This is a genomic window from Acinetobacter sp. NIPH 284, from assembly GCF_000369425.1.
Lineage (GTDB): Bacteria > Pseudomonadota > Gammaproteobacteria > Pseudomonadales > Moraxellaceae > Acinetobacter.
The window spans coordinates 119,813-141,002 of sequence record NZ_KB850010.1; the positions used below are offsets into that span (position 1 = coordinate 119,813).

17 protein-coding genes are annotated in these 21,190 nt (G+C 37.4%); 7 read left to right on the plus strand and 10 right to left on the minus strand.

The window, feature by feature from the left end:
• The first annotated feature begins 1 nt into the window (after position 1).
• Both F908_RS03685 and F908_RS03690 read left to right on the plus strand, forming a co-directional pair.
• Complete coding sequence (locus F908_RS03685; RefSeq protein WP_005157747.1) at positions 2–460, plus strand: response regulator; 459 nt, start codon at positions 2–4, stop codon at positions 458–460.
• Positions 461–462: 2 nt separating this feature from the next.
• The gene (locus F908_RS03690; RefSeq protein ID WP_005157754.1) at positions 463–1,713 is read left to right on the plus strand and encodes a 5'-methylthioadenosine/S-adenosylhomocysteine nucleosidase family protein; all 1,251 of its coding nucleotides are present in this window, start codon (positions 463–465) and stop codon (positions 1,711–1,713) included.
• On the opposite strand, the gene F908_RS03695 is transcribed toward F908_RS03690, so the two are convergent.
• A complete protein-coding gene (locus tag F908_RS03695) occupies positions 1,706–2,182 on the minus strand; it encodes a hypothetical protein (protein ID WP_005157757.1) in 477 nt (158 codons plus the stop codon). The two genes, F908_RS03690 and F908_RS03695, sit on opposite strands and share 8 nt — an antisense overlap.
• A gap of 409 nt (positions 2,183–2,591) precedes the next feature.
• Here F908_RS03695 and F908_RS03705 point away from each other — a divergent pair.
• A protein-coding gene (locus tag F908_RS03705; protein ID WP_155756594.1) for an IS3 family transposase occupies positions 2,592–3,667 on the plus strand; the annotation gives its coding sequence in 2 pieces (ribosomal slippage) (positions 2,592–2,844 and positions 2,844–3,667; 1,077 coding nt in all).
• A gap of 407 nt (positions 3,668–4,074) precedes the next feature.
• On the plus strand, positions 4,075–4,758 hold the full coding sequence (locus F908_RS03710) for a glutathione S-transferase (protein WP_005157763.1): 684 nt from the start codon (positions 4,075–4,077) through the stop codon (positions 4,756–4,758).
• Between the two features lie 5 nt (positions 4,759–4,763).
• Here F908_RS03710 and F908_RS03715 read toward each other — a convergent pair whose 3' ends face one another.
• The 6 genes from F908_RS03715 to F908_RS03740 form a co-directional block, all read right to left on the minus strand.
• Positions 4,764–6,008: an NADH:flavin oxidoreductase/NADH oxidase family protein gene (locus F908_RS03715; RefSeq protein ID WP_005157766.1), complete on the minus strand. Its 1,245-nt coding sequence runs from the start codon at positions 6,006–6,008 to the stop codon at positions 4,764–4,766.
• Between the two features lie 111 nt (positions 6,009–6,119).
• The gene (locus tag F908_RS03720) at positions 6,120–7,715 is read right to left on the minus strand and encodes an ABC transporter ATP-binding protein (RefSeq protein WP_005157767.1); all 1,596 of its coding nucleotides are present in this window, start codon (positions 7,713–7,715) and stop codon (positions 6,120–6,122) included.
• Positions 7,693–8,703, minus strand: coding sequence for an ABC transporter permease (locus tag F908_RS03725; RefSeq protein WP_034602650.1), 1,011 nt, complete (start codon positions 8,701–8,703; stop codon positions 7,693–7,695). Before F908_RS03725 ends, F908_RS03720 begins: the two co-directional genes overlap by 23 nt.
• The gene (gene yejB, locus F908_RS03730; protein WP_005157771.1) at positions 8,703–9,773 is read right to left on the minus strand and encodes a microcin C ABC transporter permease YejB; all 1,071 of its coding nucleotides are present in this window, start codon (positions 9,771–9,773) and stop codon (positions 8,703–8,705) included. The genes F908_RS03725 and yejB overlap by 1 nt, the downstream gene beginning before the upstream one ends.
• Before the next feature lie 16 nt (positions 9,774–9,789).
• Entirely contained in the window at positions 9,790–11,640 is a 1,851-nt protein-coding gene (locus F908_RS03735) for an extracellular solute-binding protein (protein WP_005157773.1), read from the minus strand.
• 6 nt (positions 11,641–11,646) lie between these two features.
• Positions 11,647–14,937 (minus strand): lytic transglycosylase, encoded by a 3,291-nt coding sequence (locus F908_RS03740; RefSeq protein ID WP_005157775.1) that lies wholly within the window; start codon positions 14,935–14,937, stop codon positions 11,647–11,649.
• Positions 14,938–15,217: 280 nt separating this feature from the next.
• Between F908_RS03740 and dnaQ the strand changes: the two genes are divergently transcribed.
• From dnaQ to nudC, 3 genes are all read left to right on the plus strand, one after another.
• Positions 15,218–16,579: a DNA polymerase III subunit epsilon gene (gene dnaQ / locus F908_RS03745; RefSeq protein WP_005157782.1), complete on the plus strand. Its 1,362-nt coding sequence runs from the start codon at positions 15,218–15,220 to the stop codon at positions 16,577–16,579.
• A gap of 126 nt (positions 16,580–16,705) precedes the next feature.
• Positions 16,706–18,352, plus strand: coding sequence for a hypothetical protein (locus F908_RS03750; protein WP_005157793.1), 1,647 nt, complete (start codon positions 16,706–16,708; stop codon positions 18,350–18,352).
• A complete protein-coding gene (nudC, locus tag F908_RS03755) occupies positions 18,352–19,104 on the plus strand; it encodes an NAD(+) diphosphatase (protein WP_005157794.1) in 753 nt (250 codons plus the stop codon). Before F908_RS03750 ends, nudC begins: the two co-directional genes overlap by 1 nt.
• An 18-nt stretch (positions 19,105–19,122) precedes the next feature.
• On the opposite strand, the gene F908_RS03760 is transcribed toward nudC, so the two are convergent.
• The 3 genes from F908_RS03760 to F908_RS03770 form a co-directional block, all read right to left on the minus strand.
• Positions 19,123–19,995, minus strand: coding sequence for an alpha/beta hydrolase (locus tag F908_RS03760; RefSeq protein ID WP_005157795.1), 873 nt, complete (start codon positions 19,993–19,995; stop codon positions 19,123–19,125).
• A gap of 3 nt (positions 19,996–19,998) precedes the next feature.
• Positions 19,999–20,709 (minus strand): BON domain-containing protein, encoded by a 711-nt coding sequence (locus F908_RS03765; RefSeq protein WP_005157796.1) that lies wholly within the window; start codon positions 20,707–20,709, stop codon positions 19,999–20,001.
• A gap of 69 nt (positions 20,710–20,778) precedes the next feature.
• Positions 20,779–21,183 (minus strand): YraN family protein, encoded by a 405-nt coding sequence (locus tag F908_RS03770; RefSeq protein WP_034602630.1) that lies wholly within the window; start codon positions 21,181–21,183, stop codon positions 20,779–20,781.
• Positions 21,184–21,190: the final 7 nt, after the last annotated feature.

The following is a 21,190-nucleotide window of genomic DNA, read 5'->3' on the forward strand; positions in this document are numbered from 1 at the left end:
AATGAATGACTTAAATATCCTAATAGTCGAAGATGACATCCAAAAATTTTCTCATATAAAAAATCATATTTTTGCTAACAAGAAAGATTTTTTTAACTTGATTTTTGATCAAGCAAATAGTGTTACACATGCAATAAATAAAATAGAAGAATATCAACCAGATATTTTAATTCTAGATATTTCATTACCTACTTTCAATATTAATAATACTGAAAGTGGAGGGCGTGCAAGGCATATTGGTGGAGTTGAAATTCTTGATTTTATGCAATTAATGAATATTACATGTAAAACCGTAATTCTAACAGGTTATGAAGCATTTTTAATCGATAGCAAACCTATAGATTTTGTTAACTTTAAAAATGAACTTATTGAAGAATTCCCTACCATTATTAAAGATGTTTTATTCTACAACTCCATTAATGCAATGTGGAAATCAAAAATTTTAGAATATATCAATTAATTATGAAAATTTTAATTGCTGTTGAACAGCCTCCAAATTATACTAATCTATGCAACCGCTTATATGGTTTAGGTATATCTAAAACTGACATTAATGTAGTAAGCTCGGTTACTGATACCACTACATATCTTGAAAAATATGACTATGACTTATTAATCATTGATTTATTTTTACCTAATTTTACTCATGAACGAGCTACTGATATTAATAGCTCATTAGATCTTTTAGAAAGAATTAAAATTGACAACACTATTAAAAGACCAGAAAATATTATTGGTGTTAGTTCTAATATTTCTTTAATTGAAAGTAATGAATCCATTTTCACTGAAATGTCTTGGAGTATTATACTTTATGAAGCACACACTGACAAATGGATGAATACAATAATTTCTCACTGTGAATATAAACGTTCAATTCAATTAGGTAGAACCACCTCAACTACTAATACTATTTTCTCTAATGTTCCCATAATACTTATTGTTTGTGCTCTTGAAAAAGAAACCTTACACCTTTTAAATAAGCCATGGAAATGGGAACAAGCAATGACAATTGATGGTATCGTTTATACAAAAGGTTCATTCCTCGATAAGAATAGTATTCATAGAAACGTTATTTTATGTACCATTGATCAAATGGGTATGGTTGCTTCAGCAGTTTATACAAGTAGGTTAATTTCAAAATTTAAGGTTGAATTATTATGTATGATTGGTATATGTGCAGGGGTTCCGCAAAAAACAAATTTTGGTGATATCATATTTGCTGATAACGTTTGGAATTATCAAAGTGGGAAACTAATTCTAGATCCCGAAAATAATTTTTCAATTTTAAAGAGCCGTCCTCATTATATTGAAGGTGATATAGATATTAGATCTTCATTAATTGCTTATAAAAGAAACAATAAAACATTCATAAAATCACTTAAAAAACAGAAGTTTAGGTCACTCACTCAAGCTTCACCAGAAATTAGATTTGGTAATATTGCCTCAGGTTCAACAGTTTTAGCCGATGGAATTACTATTGAGCAGATCTTAGATCAAGATGGAAACACTTTAGCCGTCGAGATGGAAATATATGGATTATTTGCTGCTGCTAATTGGGCAGATAAACTAAAGAAACCAAAATTTTTCGCTCTTAAATCTGTTTGTGATTTCGCTGATCCAAATAAAGCTGATATTGCTCAAGAATATGCAATATTAACGTCAACTGAAATTTTATTCGATTTTTTAACTAAGTATGTCCATGAAATTATTTAAGAATACCGATTAAACTCATTGATGCCAACAAACTAAAAAAGAAACAACCTATTGATAAATATGTAAAAATCCTAAAAGTAAATCTAAAAATTTCACCATATGTATATTTTTTTTCTAGGTCAATATAATAGGTACTTATGCTTCTGCATGCTTGGAATTTTTTTTCCTCATCACTAAAAATTCTATATTTTTCTTCTATGTTCTTTTGTTCCCATTCTCTTAATTTCTCTTCTACCTCTTTTATCATAAATGAGGTTCTTTCATCTAACTTAAAAAAACTGAAGTTTACAGCAACGATTAATATACTTATGAGACAACCAAAAACGTAGACTTTCTCACTAATAAAAAAACCAAATGATGAAAACATTGCTATCGTTATTACAATATAAAAATTAAAAACACTCATCCTTTGTTGGGAGTGAATTTGAAAATAGTTCCACAATAACTCGTAATCATTAATATGATTCATTACATAATCCATATTTCTTATCTAATTAATTTTACAATAAATTTTCTTTAGTTACCAATTAGTTTTTTAACTATCAATATTAAGTTATGAGCCTTGCTTAAACTTCCTAATTGATTTGCTAGATATCAACATCTGGATCAATTGCAAGCGAGTCAAAGCAAAGCAATTCGGAAGTATTCAACCAACTAGATATTTATAATTTTATGTATAAATCAACAGAGGGCGAAAAACATCCTTACCTATTGGTTTCAATTTCTCTACTCACCTTAAATTAGTTGCTAAGGGGTGGGATGGGTGGGAAAGCGGAGTGGTATGGGGGCTAAAAGACATACTCCTCCGGTAATCCCCCCTAAAAATAAAAGGATGTAAAAGTAGAATTTTCTCTTAAGATCAAAGCAGGAGATTCTGCATGAAAACATCTAAATTTACTGACAGTCAGATTATGTCTATTTTGAAACAAGCGGAGTCTGGCACGCCTGTTGCCACCCTTTGCCGTGAACATGGTATGAGTAATGCGACTTTTTACAAATGGCGGGCTAAATATGGCGGCATGGATGCCTCATTAATTACTCGATTGAAAGAACTAGAAGCCGAAAATGCCAAGCTAAAAAAGATGTATGCTGAAGAGCGGCTTAAAGCTGAAATCATTCAGGAAGCCATGTCAAAAAAGTGGTAAAGCCATCTTGTCGTCGTCAGATGGCACAACAAGCCGTTGGTGATCATGCCGTCAGTATTCGTTTGGCCTGCCGTGCATTTAGTATCAGTGAAACCTGCTACCGTTATCAGTCCAAATTGAACGATGACAATGCACTGATTGCAGAACAATTGATTGAACTCACCGAAGAAAATACAGATTGGGGCTTCGGGCTATGCTTCTCTTATCTACGCCATATTGAGAAGTGTGGTTGGAATCATAAGCGTGTTTACCGTATTTACTGTGAGCTGGCATTGAATCTGCGGATCAAACCAAGAAGACGATTAAAACGACATGTACCTGAACCATTGAAGGAACCAACTCATCCAAATCAAGTATGGTCATTGGATTTTATGCATGATCAGTTAAGTGATGGACGAAGTTACCGTTTGCTTAACGTAATTGACGACTATCGACGTGAGGGTTTAGTGATTGAAGCAGGTTTTTCACTGCCTGCACTGCGCGTCATTCGTACACTTAACCAATTGCTCGAATGGAGAGACAAACCGCTTGTGATTCGCTGCGACAATGGACCTGAATTTATCAGCCACGAATTCGTACGTTGGGCAGCTGAGCATGGTATCCGTATTGAATATATTCAACCAGGCAAGCCACAACAAAATGCTTATATCGAACGATACAATCGTACAATGCGTTATAGTTGGGTGAGTAAACATTTGTTCGATACATTGGAGCAAGTACAAGATTATGCAACACAGTGGTTGTGGCACTACAATCATGAACGACCACATCAAGCTAACGGAGGCAAACCACCTTTGATGGCTGCTTAACCTCTACTTTTAAATTCAGTTATTTATGGGAGGATTACCCGTTTATCTTACAAAAAAACACATAGCAGTTACATTAGCTATTGCTAAATTAAAGAACTTTTCAGACCATACCCTTTTCAATTTGGAAAAACTTATCGTGATTTTATAACGGTATATTTGACGGTATAAAAAATATTATTAATTTACTTTTATTATATAAAACAATATTTTAAATCAGAAATAAGAATCCCCGTAGGGACGCCAAATTCAAAAAAGCCACTGCATCTTTAAGACAGTGGCTTTTTTTATTGGTTCTTTATAAATAGAGCTGCTACAAAATAATTATTTTGAAAAATCTATTTTATTATTCTTAGCATATTTTCTACCCTATACTAAAAATAGATCAAAACCATAAATTTAAACCTAATATGCAAATCCGTTTATTCCACTTACAAAATTCACGTTCTCAGCGCATCGTTTGGTTTTTAGAAGAATTAGGACTTCCCTACGAGTTAGTCATCAACCACCATTCAAACACAGATCAAAAGAAAAATTCACCGCATCAATTATCGAAATTTCCTGCTGTTGAAATAATAAATCGAGAGCAAATTTTTATCTTAGCCGAAACTTCAGCGATTATTGATTACTTCTCTCATTTATACCCTCAATGGGGACAACAACATTTATTCATTCATCAGCTTCCAGATTTTTATTATTGGAAGAATTATTCTGAGGCGACCTTTATCCCCGATCTGCTACTCAAACAAATTTTTCACCAAATTGTACAACGTACACCATTTCCTGTTCGCTTCGTTTCAAAATTTTTAAAATATGGATTTGATCAAGGCTATTTAAATCCATCGTTACGGCAACAAATGACCATGATTGATAAGTATTTAAAAGATCATTTATGGTTTGTTGGGGATCAATTTGCGGTTGCAGATATTTTGATGTGGTTTCCATTATTCGCTTGCGCACAAAACAACCATGAATGTAAACATATACAGCGTTATTTAGCTCAAATAGAAAACAGACCAGCCTTTAAAAAATCTTTAATCAAAGGACAATGGTCTGCTTCTACGTTTCAATCTTATTGTACGATGGCGTGGTAATTCAGTTATGCCGATTTACGCGAATTCACCCGACCTTTAACAACAGCCTTGATATTGCCTTTTGCATAATTCAAAAACACAATTAAAGGTGACAATTTAGGATTTGGTTTTTTACCCTGCCCAATCGCTTTAAATTGTGCCGCATACCAAATAATTTCCATGATTGCCATTTTATCGACAAAAGGAATCCCTGTTTTAATTTTATTCACGGCATAACGTACATCATTGCCTGCAATTAAACGATCAGTAAGATCCGTTTCCACTGCAAGTGGTCGAGCAATACCAATAAAATCACATGCACCACTTTGAAGTGCTGCATTCATTCCTGCTACTGTACGGAAACCACCCGTTACCATCAATTTGCACGCCACATGCTGACGAATTTTTTCAGCAAATTCTAAGAAATACGCTTCTCGTGCAATGGTACTGGCTTTACGTGATTCAGCTTTAGCACCTGCCATTGCAGGTGCTTCATAGGTACCACCTGAGATTTCGATAATATCAATACCAGCTTCATCAATGGTTTTGAATACAGTAATGACATCTTCTTCTGTGATTCCACCACGTTGGAAATCAGCTGAATTAAGTTTCACAGAAATAATAAAGTTTTCTGATGTTGCAGCACGGACAGCCTTATAAATTTCAACCAAGAAACGCATACGATTCTCAATCGAACCACCCCATTGATCGGTACGTTTATTGGTTAATGGAGATAGGAACTGGCTAATCAGATAACCATGAGCCCCATGGAGCTGCACACCTTCAAATCCTGCTTTTTCACACACTGCTGCGGCTGTTGCAAAACGTTGAATAATATCTAAGATTTCTTCATGTTTAAGTTCTCGAGGAGTTCCAAACATTGCTGCAAGCATTGGACTAAAAGGAACTGCCGATGGCGCAACAGTTTCTTTATTCAAACCTTTTGGACATTGGCGACCAGGGTGAGACAATTGAATCAATTGCACCATGCCATATTTTTTACCAACATCAGCCCATTGCTTTAATTTTGCTAAGTCACGTTCAGTTTCAATCGCAACCACACCAGGCTCATTTTTGGCAGCAATATTGACCATGACATTGCCTGTAATCGCACAACCTAAACCACCTTTTGCCCATGCCTCATACAAGCCTATGTGCAATTCATTTGGCTGCCCTTCGTGATTAGCAAGTGCTTCACTCATTGCCCCTTTTATAATGCGGTTTTTAAATGTGGTATTACGAATTTGAATACTGTCTGCAATCTGACTCATGGTCATCCTCTGTCTCAATTAGAGTATTTGCCCTAATTTAATCTGATTATTGTAACTGTCAAGCGTTCTTCCGATAAACTGACAATATCATATGTCAATTTAATTTCAATGCTAATATTCGCTCGCGGCAATCAATTGACGGGTATACGCTGTTTGAGGCTGACTAAATAAAAGTGCTGTTGCTTGATATTCCAATACTTTCGCATGATGCATCACCATAACTTTTTGGCACAAGGCTTTAATGACTTGCAAGTCATGACTGATAAATAAATAACTAATCTGCTCCTGTTGCTGTAAACGACGCAACAACGCAATGATTGAACGTTGTGTTACTCGATCCAAGGCAGAAGTTGGTTCATCTAGAATAATCAGCTTCGGTTTTAAAACTAAAGCGCGTGCCAGTGCGACCCTTTGTCGTTGACCACCTGAAAGTTGATGCGGATATTTGTTTTTATCCTCCAAAGAGAGTTCAACTTTCGTTAAAACGTCATCAATTTCCTCATCAGATCGTTGCTTAGTAATATTTTGAAGGTGAAGCCCTTCCGCAATAATTTGTTCAACAGACATCCGAGGATTTAGGCTACTAAATGGATCTTGAAATACAATTTGAAAATCACGGCGTAGGGGGCGAAGTTGTTTTTGATTGAGTTGATTTAAGTTTTGAAACTGCAAGCAAATTTCGCCTTCACTTGAAATAAAACGTGCAATCGCTAAAGCCAATGATGATTTTCCCGAACCACTCTCACCAACAATACCCAAAGCCTCGCCTTTGGACAAATTGAAATGTATTGAGTCCGCTGCGACCTTATACGCTTTAATTTGGTTCAATAAACCACGTTTGATAGGATATTTGACCGTGACATTTTTTAGTTCAAGTAATGTCTCGCTCGGCGTTAGCGATAGAGCTTGTCCAAAGTCGTGATTGAGTAAATTTCGTGTATATGCAGTTTTGGGATGTGTAAAAATTTCAGTCGTACTACCCTGCTCTTCTACCTGACCTTGATTCAGCACGACCACATGATCTGTATATTGCTTAACCAGATTTAAATCATGGCTAATCAAAATCATCGCCATATTTCGTTGCTGTTGCAGTTTTTTTAATAAAGCTAAAATTTGCGTCTGTAAAACCACATCCAAAGCTGTTGTTGGTTCATCCGCAATCAAAACCTCTGGCTCTAAAGCCAAAGCCATCGCCAACATCACACGCTGTCGTTGCCCACCCGACAACTCATGTGGATAGCATTTAAGAATTTGCGCTGCTTCAGCAATCCCAACATCCTGCAATAAAGAAAGCGTCTGTTGTCGAATATCCACTGTAGAAACACCTTGTAAAATCAAGCTTTCAGCCATCATTTTTTCTACACGATGCAAAGGATTTAATGCAGTCATTGGTTCTTGGAAAATAATGGCAATCCGCTTGCCTCGAATCTGCTGTAAATGAATTGGATTTAAAGACAACAGCGCCTGACCTGCAAACTCAACCTGTCCTTGTACTGTTAGATTATTAGGTAACAATCCCAATAAAGCCAAAGCACTGATTGATTTACCAGACCCACTTTCTCCCACGATCGCAACAGTCTGTGCAGGGTAAACATCAAAACTCAAATCTTTCACAAGACGATGTCCTGTTTCATTGTGAATGCTGAGTTGCTTAACCCTTAATAAAGCTGGATTTGAAAGCGTATTATCGTCTTGGGTCGAATGCATCACGCGCCGCCTCCCCGATATAAATCAGTAAACAAAGTACAATTGCTAAAGTAAAGAATCCTGAAAGTACCAACCAAGGTGAATCTAGGTTATTTTTACCCTGTAATAATAGCTCCCCAAGTGAAGCAGCATCTGGTGGTAAACCATAACCCAGAAAATCTAATGCAGTTAAAGCAATAATATTGGCGGTCAACATAAAAGGTATTTGCGACAAGCTAGAACTCATGGCATTGGGTAAAATATGCTTAAAAATAATTTGATGATCACGAACACCCAAGGCTTGAGCCGCACGAACATAATCAAAATTTCGGGCACGCAAAAACTCTGCTCTGACTAAACCCACTAATTCTGTCCAACCAAACAACAACATGATCAAAAACAACCAATAGACACTAGGGCTAAACATACTGACCAAAATCATGACGATAAAAAGCATAGGTAACCCCCCCCATACTTCTAAGACACGTTGCCCAATTAAATCGATCCAACCACCGTAATAGCCCTGAATTGCACCGACAATAACACCAATCACGGCGGAACAAAGTGTCAGAGCAAAGCCAAATAGGAGAGAAACACGCAAACCGTAGAGAATACGAGCAAATACATCTCGTCCCTGATCATCCGTTCCAAGCCAGTTTTGTGAACTCGGTTTGGAGGGAACTGGTACAGTAAGCGAAAGATTTGGTGACTGATAAGAAAATGCAACGGGTGGAGAAATCATCCAGCCTTGATTTTGAATTAGTTGTTTTACCGCAGGGTCTTGATAATCTGTTGCCGTTTCAAAGACACCACCAAACGTGGTTTCTGGATAGTCTTTAAAAATAGGAAAATAAAAAGACTGCTGATAACGAACCAACAAAGGTTTGTCGTTAGCAATAATCTCAGCAAATAATGACAAAATAAAAATGATTAAAAATAGAATGAGACAACGAACGCCCAATTTATTTTGTCTAAAACGGTGAAATCGTGCGCGCATCAGAGGTGACATCATTTTCCAACCCTCGCTTCAAAATCAATCCGAGGATCAATCATTTGGTAAAGCAAATCACCAATTAAACGTAAAATCATTCCAAATAAGGTAAATAAGAACAAAGTTCCAAAAATTACAGGATAATCACGTTGGGTGATTGCTTCAAAACCCAACAAGCCAATCCCATCGAGATTAAAAATGATCTCGATAAATAAGTTACCGACGAAGAAAATACCCACCAATGCTTCGGGCAAAGCTGCAACCACCACTAAAATGGCATTACGAAAAACATGCCCATAAAGTACCTGATTGTCATTTAAACCTTTTGATCGTGCCGTCAGAACATACGGTTTCTTTAATTCTTCTACAAAAGAATATTTGGTCAGATAGGTTCGTGCAGCAAAACTCCCTAATACCATACTCAGAATCGGCAAACTCATGTGCCATAGATAGTCTTTTATTTTGGCGAAAAAACTTAACTGATTAAAGTTTTCAGAAACTAGTCCTTGTAATGGAAACCACTGTAGATAACTCCCACCTGCAAAAAAAACGATGAGTAGAATCGCAAAAACAAAAGATGGAATGGCATAACTCACCGCCAGCAACAACGAAGTCGATTGATCAAACAGCAAACCATTATTTTTGGCTTTCTTGATGCCCAATGGAATCGCAATCAGGTAAATCAGAAAGGTACTCCACAACCCTAGAGACAAAGTGACAGGCAGTTTTTCATAAAGCAATTGCGTAACAGGTTTATCTTTAAAAAAGCTTGTACCAAAATCAAATGTTAAATAGCCTTTGATCATCAACCAGAAACGCTCATGTGCAGGACGATCAAAACCATACTGTGCTTTAATTTTATCAATCATTTCAGGACTGAGCCCACGTGCGCCCTGATATTGCGCCAAGTTACTTAGGCTAGATGAAGCGCTTGCTCCTGTACCTAAACCTTGTGCATTCTGAATTTGCTGAATGGCTTGTTCGACAGGTCCACCTGGCGCAATTTGGACAATAATAAAGTTAATCAACACAATGAAAAATAATGTCGGGATCATCAATAACATTCTTTTCAGAATATAGTGAACCATCTCATAAGATCCTTCATTATTTTAAGTCAGATTTTCGTATTGGTTGATCGAGTTTATTAGCTTTTACACGATCCACCCACCAATATTCCCATCCTACAGAAAGTTTCGGTTTTATTTTCGGTTGCTGATAGATATCCCAATAAGCAAACCATCGCTCAGGTTTACCATAGGTCAGAATTTGATAATACCCTGCACGCAATAAACGATCGAGGACATGAGTATACAAGACTACTTCTTCTCGGGTTTTTGCGGCGACAATTTTGTTAATCATTTGATCAATTGCAGGGTTCTTTATCCCTGAATAGTTATAATTTCCTGCTTCATCCACAGCAGCACTCCCCCAAAACTGGGCTTGCTCTTTACCGGGTGTCAATGTCTGTGGCAATTTCAACATCATCATATCGAAATCCTGATGACGGATTCGCTCCACATATTGCGGAACATCCACCTGTCTGAGGTTAACTTGGATTCCCAAACGATTCAAATTACGCACAAAAGGCATCAACTCACGTTGTGGGTTTTCTTGCTGCATTAATAATTCAATACGAACCGCTTTACCCTGCCGATCATATAATTGATTACGACGAATCACATAGCCAGCATCTTTTAAAATCTTTTGTGCAACCAATAAATTCTGGCGATTGAAACCACTACCATCAGAAACAGGATAATGCCAATCTGCTAACACACCTTGTCGTATGACTGGATTTAGTTGAGCGAAGAAAGGTTTCAAGACTTTTAATTCTGCGGCGCTGGGTCGACCTGTTGCAGCCAGATCAGTATTATCGAAATAGCTTTGTAAACGCTGATTTTGATTAAAGAATAAAGCTTTATTTTGCCATTCAAAATCATAAGCATACGTAAGTGCTTTACGAAGATGAATATCATTCAGTGGTGAACGACGAATATTAAATACCAAGCTTTGAATATCGAGCGGTGTCCCCAAACGTGCTTTGTATTTTTTGATCTGACCTGCTTGCACGGCGGGAAAATGATAAGCTGTCATCCAATTACGAATATTTTTTTCTTCATATAAATTAAATTGGCGAGATTTAAAACCCTCAAAACTAACATCTAAATTTCGATAATACACATATTTGAGTCGATCAAAATTATACCGTCCTTTATTGACTGGCAAATCCTTGGCCCAATAGTTTGGACTGCGTTTATAAGTGATACTCCGCCCTGCATCAATTCGCTCAACAATATAAGGCCCTGAACCTACAATCGGTTGCAATGTCACACGTGTAAAATCTTTATTTTTCCAATCCAATTTTGAGTAGATCGGTAGACTCGCCAAAATCAGTGGCATTTCCACATTATTCTTGGACTTAAAAATAAATTTGACCTGATACTTAGAAATCACTTCTGTTTTTGCTAAATCAGACAAATACATTTGAAAGCCTAAATTGGCTTTGGTTTGGTAAGTGTCAAAGGTGAATTTAACATCTTCTGCGGTCAAGGGCTGACCATTGTTAAAACGGGCTTGAGGGTTTAAATGAAAGATCACATCTTTAAGATGATCAGGATCGTAACTCACTTTCTCAGCTAATAATGGATACATGACGCGTGGCTCATCTAAAGCGCGATCCATCAAACTATCAAAAAGATAATTTACACCTTCCGTAGAACTCCCTTTGCCATTCATGCTATTTAAATTATCGAATGTGCCTAAACTAGATTGACTGAGCATTCCCCCTTTAGGTGCATTCGGATTGGCATAAGGCATCGCATTTAACTTTGCATATTTGGGTTGAACATGCATGGCTAAATAAGGCGTCGTCTGCATGGTGGCACATACGAACTGAGCAAAAAGGCTTAGCCCACAGAATAGACTAAGCCTTTTAACTAAAACAAATTGATTCATCCCTAATTACAGATTTGGAACTTTAATCACATCGCCAATACGTAGTTGTGTACTTGGAGTGAGATCATTCATTTCAGCAAATGCATTGGTGTCCATACCATATTTACTTGCTAGACCAATCAAAGTATCACCACGTTTTACTTTGTATTCAGTCACTGTTTTAGGGACTAAAATACTTTGACCACGTTGCAAACTTGCATTGGCTTTCAAATCATTTAACTCAGCCAATTCACGACCAGACAATCCAAAACGGTTCGCAATACTATTTAGAGACTCACCCGCCTTCACCGTATATTTTTCAGTATTCTTGCTTGGCGTAGACTTAGCACTGTTTTTACTATTTTCAGATTTTGCTGATTCAGCTTTTGGTACATCACCCGTAAGTTTTAGCTTTTGCCCAACACGAACACTACTACCACGAGATAGACCATTTAAAGCAGTTACATAATCTAGTTGTAAATAATAACGACTCGCGATGTTGCTTAAAGTATCACCTGATTTTACGGTATAAACATCTGGTGCAGTTTCTTCACGCTCTTTCTCTTTTAACTTGCTATTTGCACTGAGATTATTTTTGCTTGGTGCATCACCTGTGAGTTTTAGCTTTTGTCCAACGCGAACACCTGCTGTGCGCTCCAAACCATTTAGATCAGCAATATAATTCACAGTAAGCTGATATTTATTTGCGATCGCATTAAGACTATCACCAGATTGCACGACATATTGCTCAGGAATCGTTGAACCTGCTGGCACTTTTAAAACTTGCCCTAAACGAACACTTTTGTTGGCTTTGAAGTTATTCAGTTCAGCCAATTCACTCAATGTAATTTTAGATTTTGTTGCGATACTCGATAAAGTATCACCACGCTGTACAATATAGGACTCTGTCTTATAGTGACTTGATGCTGTTACATTTTCATATTTAACCGCACTTTTAGGTTCGACAGTTTCTTCTGTTTTTGAAACCTCATGCAGCGGTACGTTAATTTTTTGCCCAACAAATAAATTGCTGCTTGCAGTCAAACCAGAAGTTAAATCAGCCAATTCTTGATTAGATAAAGCATAACGATCAGCAATCAGTTTTAAATATTCGCCACGCTTCACTGTATAAGATTTCGTGGCTACCTTTTGCATCGTCGTTGCTTTATTTTCGACAGTGCGAGCTGACTGTTGTGGCGCGTTTAATTGAGTGTTGCGTGGATTGTTTTTTGGTTCTTTGAGCGTTAGTTTTTGGCCAACAAATAAATTATCTGTCACTGATAAATTATTATAGTCTGCTAACTGTTTTAAAGTTAAATCAAAACGGGTTGCTAAATTGGTAAGATTATCCCCTGATTGTACGACATAACTCTCAGGTTTACGTTCAACGACTTTTGCAGCCTCAACAACCTGTGGTTTTGCATCATATAAATACAGGCTTGCACCTACAAATAAGGTTCCAATCGGATCAATCTGGTTCCACGTTGCGATATCACGCCAATTGACACCATTTTTTTGTGCAATCAAAGCCAAGGTATCGCCTGGTAACACGACATAAGTGCTACGTTTTCCTTTCGGTGCAACCACCACAACATCAGTATCCGTTTTAATATACGGCTTTCCTTGATTGCGTTTGGCATCTTCACTATTTGCTGTCGCTGCATCTTCAACTAAGTTCTTTGGATAAGCAAAGCCCTTGCTGACCTCAACGCCTTTCTGATCAGCAACAGATTGGCTAGTTTGAATTGCTGTTAATTTAATCTTGCCATCAAATGGATCGACAATTTCTGTACCTTGAGGTGCAATTGCTTTAATTTCAGCAACGACTTGGTCTTTTTCTGCTTGTGTCGCTTGTGGTTCTAATACTTGAGTAACTGTTTTCTTCTCGCCGGTTTCTTTTACAGCGGCAATAATTTGTTCACGCTCTTTAACCGAAATCGGTGGCTCAATCTTAACTGGCTTTACATTTTCCGCTGGTGTAATCGCAACGGGAATACGCGGGGCACTAGGTACATCGGCAGCAGCAGCAAATGAAGCTAATGCATCAGAACCTCGTGGTGTATTGGTTTTAGTCAGCGTTGATGTTGTTGGGCGCGTTACTACTGTATTACTTGCCGTTAAAGGCGGTGGTGTCTTAGTTGACGGTGTAATCGTCTGACCTGAGTTGATATTGGTTCGAACTGTGGTAGTAGCGACATTAGATGTATTGTTATTCATTGCAGGTGGTTGGCTATTGCTTGCCCAGAAACCACCTGAACTTACTTTTCCAGAACGTAATTTCGCATCGACTGACGGACTTAAATCTGCAGGAATTAAAATACGCATTGGGCTCATTGGATCAACGGTTTCACCGCGATGAGCAGGGTTCAAAGCATACAATTCCGCACGGCTTAAGCCTGTAATTGAAGCAATTTGATTCATATCCAAAGGTGCAGCTAAACCAACTTCACGGAAGTGTGGACGGTTTGCGATAGGCGGCAAACTTACGCCATAGACACTTGGATTTTTAATAATTTGAGCAACCGCCAAGAAGCGTGGAACATAGTTCATGGTTTCTTGTGGAAGTTTTAATGACCAGTAATCTGTTGGTAATCCTGCTGCACGGTTACGGTTAATCGCCTGTTGAATACGACCCGGTCCTGCGTTATAAGCAGCCAAAGCCAATTCCCATGAACCGAATTGATTATATAAACTACCTAAAAACTCATAAGCAGCGCGTGTCGACTCAACCACATCACGGCGACCATCATATAGACTGGTTTGCTGCAAACCATAAATACGCCCCGTGCTTGGGATAAATTGCCATAAACCCGCTGCTGCCGCACTACTGGTTGCAGCTGGATCGTAAGAACTTTCAATAACAGGAAGTAAAGCCAATTCGGTTGGCATACCACGGCGTTCAGCTTCTTTAACCGTATGATACAAATAACGACTGGCACGCGCGCTTAAGCGATCTAAATATGGTTGACGAGAAATAAACCAACTACGTTGTGCTTCAATACGAGAATCCCAATGGTTTAAATCCATTTTGAATCCAACCGTCATTCGCTTCCACACATCACCGTGTTTCAGTACCAATAAACGATCACCTTCAACAGCGCGCATATCAGTAGCTGATAATAAATCTTCTAAAGAATCTAAACTACTTGCATCTAAATAACCTGAACCAACTTGCTTAGTTGATGATACTTTGTTTGATTGTGGTGTTGAGGAACAACCTGTCGTAATTCCCAACGCAGTTAGAGCAGAAGTGAGTACAGTGATTTTGAATAATGATGTTGCAGATGTTTGCAGCACCAATGTGTTCGATTTATACATAAAAACTTCCAGTCAACTCACGCTAGTTTATTTCTTTGATTTGCCATTGTAGTAAAGCATGTCACTTAGACAAGGCAATAATTTAACGTGATTTGCATGGAAATGTTACAAGAAATTAAAAAATATGAGTTTTGTAACCGCTCAACACCAGAATTAAGCTTTAAAATATAACTTATCTAGCTAGAGTGCTAAACTCTAGCCATATACATTCAAATAAAACATCATTTTTTATGAATGTAATCTCGTAATACAACACAAACTTTTAACTTTAGGTTTAACTATGTCTCAAACAATCACACTTTATGTTGATGGCGCATGTAAAGGCAATCCAGGTTTAGGTGGTTGGGGTGCATATATCATTACCGAACAAGGTGAACATAAACTTTGTGGCGGAGAACCTGAAACAACCAATAACAGAATGGAACTGCAAGCTGCGATTGAAGGTGTAAGTTTTTGCCCTACAGACGCACATCTGATTATTTGGACTGATTCCAATTACGTTAAACAAGGTATTACTGAATGGATTCATGGTTGGAAAAAGAAAAATTGGAAAGATGTTAAAAATCCTGATTTATGGAAAAAGTTGGATGCTGTTTGCGCTAACCGAAAAATTGAATGGAATTGGATCAAAGGGCATGCTGGACATGCTGGTAATGAAATGGCTGATCAATTGGCCAATCTCGGTGCCGAACAAACGGCTCAACAAATGAAATCTCTCGTGCAGGCTAACGCTGATACAAAAAAGCCTGAATCTGACTGGTTATTAGATGACCCATTTGGTCTCGACCTTGATGAAGATATTGATAACTTGGTTGAAGAAGTCGAAGAGATCAGTATCGAGGAAATTAAGCCTGATGTAGCTGTAATGAGTCACTCAATAAGCCCAAATACATCAACAACGACAGTTCACCCTCAGATTGTTATTACTGAGGCAAAAGTACACTTACAAGGCCCTCGCCAACTTATTCTGGATACCGAAACTACAGGTTTCTATTTCCAAGATGGTGACCGTATTATTGAGGTTGGTGCGATTGAAATGATCAATCGTAAACTTACAGGAAGCTCAATTCATATTTATATCAATCCAGAAAAACCTGTAGGTGACTCTGAGGATATTCACGGTATCAGCGATGAGTTTTTGCAAGATAAACCTAAATACGCAGAAATTGCCGACACACTGTTTAATTTTTTACAAGGCGCTGAAATTATTGCGCATAACGCGACATTCGATATGAATTTCCTAAATATGGAGTTCAAACGTGTTGGTCTGCCATTATTATCTGATGTTTGCGAAGTTACAGATACACTGGCTTTAGCTAAAAATAAACATCCTGGGCAAAAGAACTCTTTAGACGCTTTAGTTCGCCGTTATGAAATTCCTGCACGTGATCGTACCTTCCATGGTGCGTTACTCGATGCTGAAATTTTGGCTGATGTTTATCTCGCAATGACGGGTGGACAAGTTTCTTTTGATATGGATGCCCTTTCACAAAATGAACAAAACCAAAATAAAACCACTCGTTCTCGTATCGAAGTAGATTTACCAATTATCTATCCATCAGAACATGAACTAAATGAACATGAGACTTGGGTCAAACAATTTGAGCAAAAACATGGAAGCGCTTGCCTTTTTGCAAAATAAATTTGCTGTTGAGCGTAATTTTTTGTATTTCAAGTTTTCAAACTTAAGTTATATTAACTGTTAATGATTTTGCCTCCTATTCTAGGAGGTTCATGGATATAACAACTTAGGAAAGGTGTAGGTCATATGTCTTACCAAACCTCGATTCATTTCGACCCAACTGCATTATTAATAATAAAAAATGAGATCGACAATTCGATTAAATTGGTGGAGACAGCAGTCAATACGCTTGCCGAAGAACAATCATTGCCTTTTGGTATTGATGACGCACTTAATCAGTTCGAACAGTGCACACAAGTACTTGCATTAATTGATATGCCTCATTTAGCACAAATCACTCAATATTCAGCTGAGCTTATGCGCCAAATCATGGCTCAACCGCAACAAATTAAAACTAGCGATATCGTTGCTCTCAGTGAAGGTACAACGATGTTAAAACGCTATATTGAGTTTATTTGTTTACGTGAAGTCAAAGTACCTCAGTTCTTAATTGATACGCTTAATCGCTTGGAGAAAGCTTTAGGCAAGCCAATTACTAAAGAAGGTCAAACGCTTCAACCGTTACTGGATTTCATGACACCAAACTTTAATTTGCCACAAGCACCAAGTTTGGAACAATCGAAGTATATCCACCAACTTTATAAATTATGCTTAAACAAGCTGATTAAACAAAGTGAATCTCCTATCGATTTACAAGGAATTAAACTCGTTGGTGTTTACCTTGCAGGTTTAGCTAACAATCTACCGAGCCAACAATATTGGCAATTGGTCAATGTAGGCTTAGGGCATATTGATGAGCTTTTGATTACAGAAGCACGTTTACGTACCCTTATTCAAATCGAAACGAATATTGCAAAATTCTTGGCTCAACCAACAACTTATCAAAACAGTATTGCTGATTTGGCAGATATTTTGACGATCTGCATCAGTCAAGAAGATGATTTATCACAACATATTCGTCAACAATTGAACATTGGTGATGAATTACTCAGTGATACTCAACTTCAAGTTTTGAGTCGTCATTTATACGGTCCTGACTATGAAACGGTACATACAATCAGTCAATTAATAACAAATGAAATGGCTCAAATTCGTAATGAAATTGAGTATAACCATCAAAATATGTCGGCTGAAAAAACCCAAGAACTACAGCAAAAGTTAACTCAACTTTCTAATGTATTTAAGGTACTGAACTTAAATGAAGCAGCTAAAGAATTAACTCAGCAAGCTGAAAAATTGAGTCAACCGAATACATTAACTGATGCAACTTCTATTCAACAGTTAATGAATAGCATTTTGGCATCGATGAATTCAATCGGTATCTTAGAGCGTAATTACACTTCCAGTCGTTTACAATTACGCGTCAACAATATGCAAATTTCTTTAGATCGCTTAGATGAAGCTCATCGAGCATTGTTGACTGAAACTAAGAGTTTGATTGAAACATTGACTCAAACCTTAAGTTCGTATGTACAAGATCCAACATCTAATACATTAGAAGCCCTTCCTGTATATCTGAATGAGTTATCAGGCGCTGCGTTATTCTTAGGTAGCTCTGCTCAACAAACTGCACTGTTAGGCGCAGCACATTTTGCACAGCATCGTTTGAATCAGAACGAAGCGATTGATGCTGAGCAAATCAACTGCATTCTAAATGTTGTTGCTGGTTTAGATTTACTCGTTGATAACCTAAACAATAAGCAACCTGTATTGCAATCTATGTTTGATGTGGCATTATCAAGCAGTCAGCAATTACAAAACATAGCCGCATAATGACTCAACTATCACTTGCTTATATTTTTCAACACCAAAAACTGCTAGTCGACCAAAATCTTCAACTGCCAGAAGTTGAAAAGTTAGCAAGTGATTTACCCTTGAATCATAATGATCACGTTATTGCGCGTGATCTACTTGAAAATGAAGCCATTCCTGATGGCTATCAGCTCGTTCCAATCCGTGAACTGATTCAGTCATGGTCAACTACAGAATTTCTTCAAGCCAGTCGAGCAGTCCAACTATTAGAATGGCGACGTAATCATAAATTCTGTAGCCATTGCGGTCATATGACTGAAATTCACGCCAAAGAATACGCAATGGTTTGCCCAGCTTGTGGCTATCATCAATATCCTCGCGTTCAGCCTTGTATTATTACAATCATTACCAAAGGTGATGATGAGATCTTACTTGCGAAATCGGCGCATAATAAAAGTAATATGTACGGGCTAATTGCCGGATTTGTTGAAGTCGGTGAAACATTAGAAGAAGCTGTACAACGAGAAGCTTTTGAAGAAGTCGGTTTAAAACTAAAAAATATTCGTTATATGTCGAGCCAACCATGGCCATTTCCAAGTAATTTAATGATTGCTTTTCATGCTGAATATGATTCAGGTGATATTCAATTACAAGTGGAAGAAATTAGCGAGGCTCAATTCTTTAAGTTTGATCAACTACCTGAAATTCCATTTAAAGGTAGTATTGCACATGCAATGATTATGCAAATCGTTGAGAATAAAAAAGCATCTTAATCAAGATGCTTTTTTTATTTAATCTTCTAAAGCTTCATCTAAGAAATGCAAAATCGTTCGTTTGGTTTTGAAGTAATGACTTACAAAACTGGCCAAAGTCGCCACAATGGTAATGTGTCCAGTCTTAGGAATAATCATCACATGGCTATGATTACCCTTTTCTCTCAATGCCTTATCAAGATCGAAACTATTATGATTACCAACCAACTGATCATTCTCAGCCATCAATAGATAATGTTTAATCTTATTCGGATTAATAAAATAATACGGCATCACTTGTTGGTACGATGTTTTTGGATCAAATGCATGTTCAGATAAAGGATCATTTTTATAGTCAAAATGATACGGGCCAGCCAAACCAACAATTGCCTTAATATTATCTGTATATTTAAATTGCTGAGGCTGAGCAGAATACACCACAGACATCACATTAAAGGCACCCGCAGAATGTCCCATCAAAATGATGTTATCGGTTGAAATATTCAATTTAACTTTATTTTGATTCAAATAATGAATCGCTTGCGCTAGATCATCGACAAATGCTGGAAAGATATTCTCTGGAGCGAGTTGATAATTAATAACAGCAACATCAAAACCTTCTCGAGCAAAAGTTTCACCAATGAATAAATAATCTCTCTTATTACCATGTTGCCAGGATCCACCATGTACAAAAACAATCAAAGGTTTTTGTTTCTTTGGATTCTTGGTTCGATAAAGATCCAGTCGATTTCTGGCTTTTAATCCATAAGCAAGATGTTCTTCTTTTTCAAAAGTATCCTTTGGCGTCAGATAATTCATCGAATAGCTTGCTAAATCATACAGGCGAAATTCCTGATAAAAGTTTTTCGCCCGTATAATATTTTCTTGTACTTGTTGAATAAGTTGCTTCATAGATTAGGGTTTAGTCGGAGTAATAGTCGCTGGTTCAGTCTGATCAGGATCAATTGCAACTGGAGTTTCAACTAAAGGTTGTGTTGAAGCACCACCAATCATCGGTGTTGCTGCTGTAGCACTTGCTACCGTTCCAGATGGTTGATCAATATTATCAATCAGTGTCACGATTTTACTCACATTACCAACTTTTTGTAAGACATCATCTAAGTCTCTTATCTCAGCAGTATTTAAACGCCCCATCACATAAAGGATGCCATTTTCAGTATGAACTAATACTTTACTGTCAGATATAACAGGCGCTCTCATTAGCAAACCACGAGTATTTGCAGTCACAGTAGAGTCCTGCATAATCGTGTTGTAATTTACTTTATCACCAACAGTAATGTAATTATGCACAGCTTTTACATCACTCATCGCTCTTAAATTGTCTTCTGCTAATTGTTTCAAATAAGGATCAGGAACTTGCCCTGTTAATAAAACATTACTATGAAAACTTTCAATATTGATGCGTGACTGCTTAAAGCGATGGTCTAGTTTGTATAGGTTGATATTTGCAGTACGCTTGATTGAAGAATCAATAAAAACCTGCCCTAGACTACGTTCACCACTGCTTGTACCAACAGGCGCCGATCCTGTTCCACCAGAAATAAAACTCGCACATCCCGATAAACTTGCAACGCAAACCAACGTCATCGTTAAACGTTTCAACACTTGGCAAGACTCCCTATCCACTAACTTGTTCAATCTACTGCACTTGTCTTGAAATGACTCAACCGTATCTCAATCCAAAGTAAACGCATGTTTAATCCATTGCTGATCATACTGCAATTTTGAAAAATCTGGTTGTACTGTTTTTGCAAGTTTCTGTGGAAAATCAAAACAGATCACATCAAAACGACAGTCAAAATTGTAATAATTGGGATATCTCTGTAAAAAGAACTGCGCCGTCTTAATAATCTTACGTTGCTGTGAATACGAAATCACTTCACATGCCCCTGCATAACTGCCTGCGGAACGGGCTTTCACCTCCACAAAAACCAGCTCATTTCCACGTTTGACAATCAGGTCAATTTCTCCAAAACGTGAATGGTAGTTTTTATTGACATATTGATACTGCTGGGACTGTAAAAATAGCAATGCCGTCTGTTCTGCCCATTGTCCCAAAAGATGTTTGTGTTGTTCCATTGTGCCC

Coding starts and splice junctions, on each gene's coding strand:
- F908_RS03695 (WP_005157757.1), bottom strand. CDS start 2,182: ATGAATCATATTAATGATTACGAGTTATTGTGGAACTATTTTCAAATT.
- F908_RS03760 (WP_005157795.1), bottom strand. CDS start 19,995: ATGAAGCAACTTATTCAACAAGTACAAGAAAATATTATACGGGCGAAA.
- F908_RS03710 (WP_005157763.1), top strand. CDS start 4,075: ATGCAAATCCGTTTATTCCACTTACAAAATTCACGTTCTCAGCGCATC.
- F908_RS03770 (WP_034602630.1), bottom strand. CDS start 21,183: ATGGAACAACACAAACATCTTTTGGGACAATGGGCAGAACAGACGGCA.
- dnaQ (WP_005157782.1), top strand. CDS start 15,218: ATGTCTCAAACAATCACACTTTATGTTGATGGCGCATGTAAAGGCAAT.
- F908_RS03720 (WP_005157767.1), bottom strand. CDS start 7,715: ATGCATTCGACCCAAGACGATAATACGCTTTCAAATCCAGCTTTATTA.
- F908_RS03690 (WP_005157754.1), top strand. CDS start 463: ATGAAAATTTTAATTGCTGTTGAACAGCCTCCAAATTATACTAATCTA.
- nudC (WP_005157794.1), top strand. CDS start 18,352: ATGACTCAACTATCACTTGCTTATATTTTTCAACACCAAAAACTGCTA.
- F908_RS03735 (WP_005157773.1), bottom strand. CDS start 11,640: ATGAATCAATTTGTTTTAGTTAAAAGGCTTAGTCTATTCTGTGGGCTA.
- F908_RS03740 (WP_005157775.1), bottom strand. CDS start 14,937: ATGTATAAATCGAACACATTGGTGCTGCAAACATCTGCAACATCATTA.
- F908_RS03715 (WP_005157766.1), bottom strand. CDS start 6,008: ATGAGTCAGATTGCAGACAGTATTCAAATTCGTAATACCACATTTAAA.
- F908_RS03725 (WP_034602650.1), bottom strand. CDS start 8,703: ATGTCACCTCTGATGCGCGCACGATTTCACCGTTTTAGACAAAATAAA.
- yejB (WP_005157771.1), bottom strand. CDS start 9,773: ATGGTTCACTATATTCTGAAAAGAATGTTATTGATGATCCCGACATTA.
- F908_RS03685 (WP_005157747.1), top strand. CDS start 2: ATGAATGACTTAAATATCCTAATAGTCGAAGATGACATCCAAAAATTT.
- F908_RS03750 (WP_005157793.1), top strand. CDS start 16,706: ATGTCTTACCAAACCTCGATTCATTTCGACCCAACTGCATTATTAATA.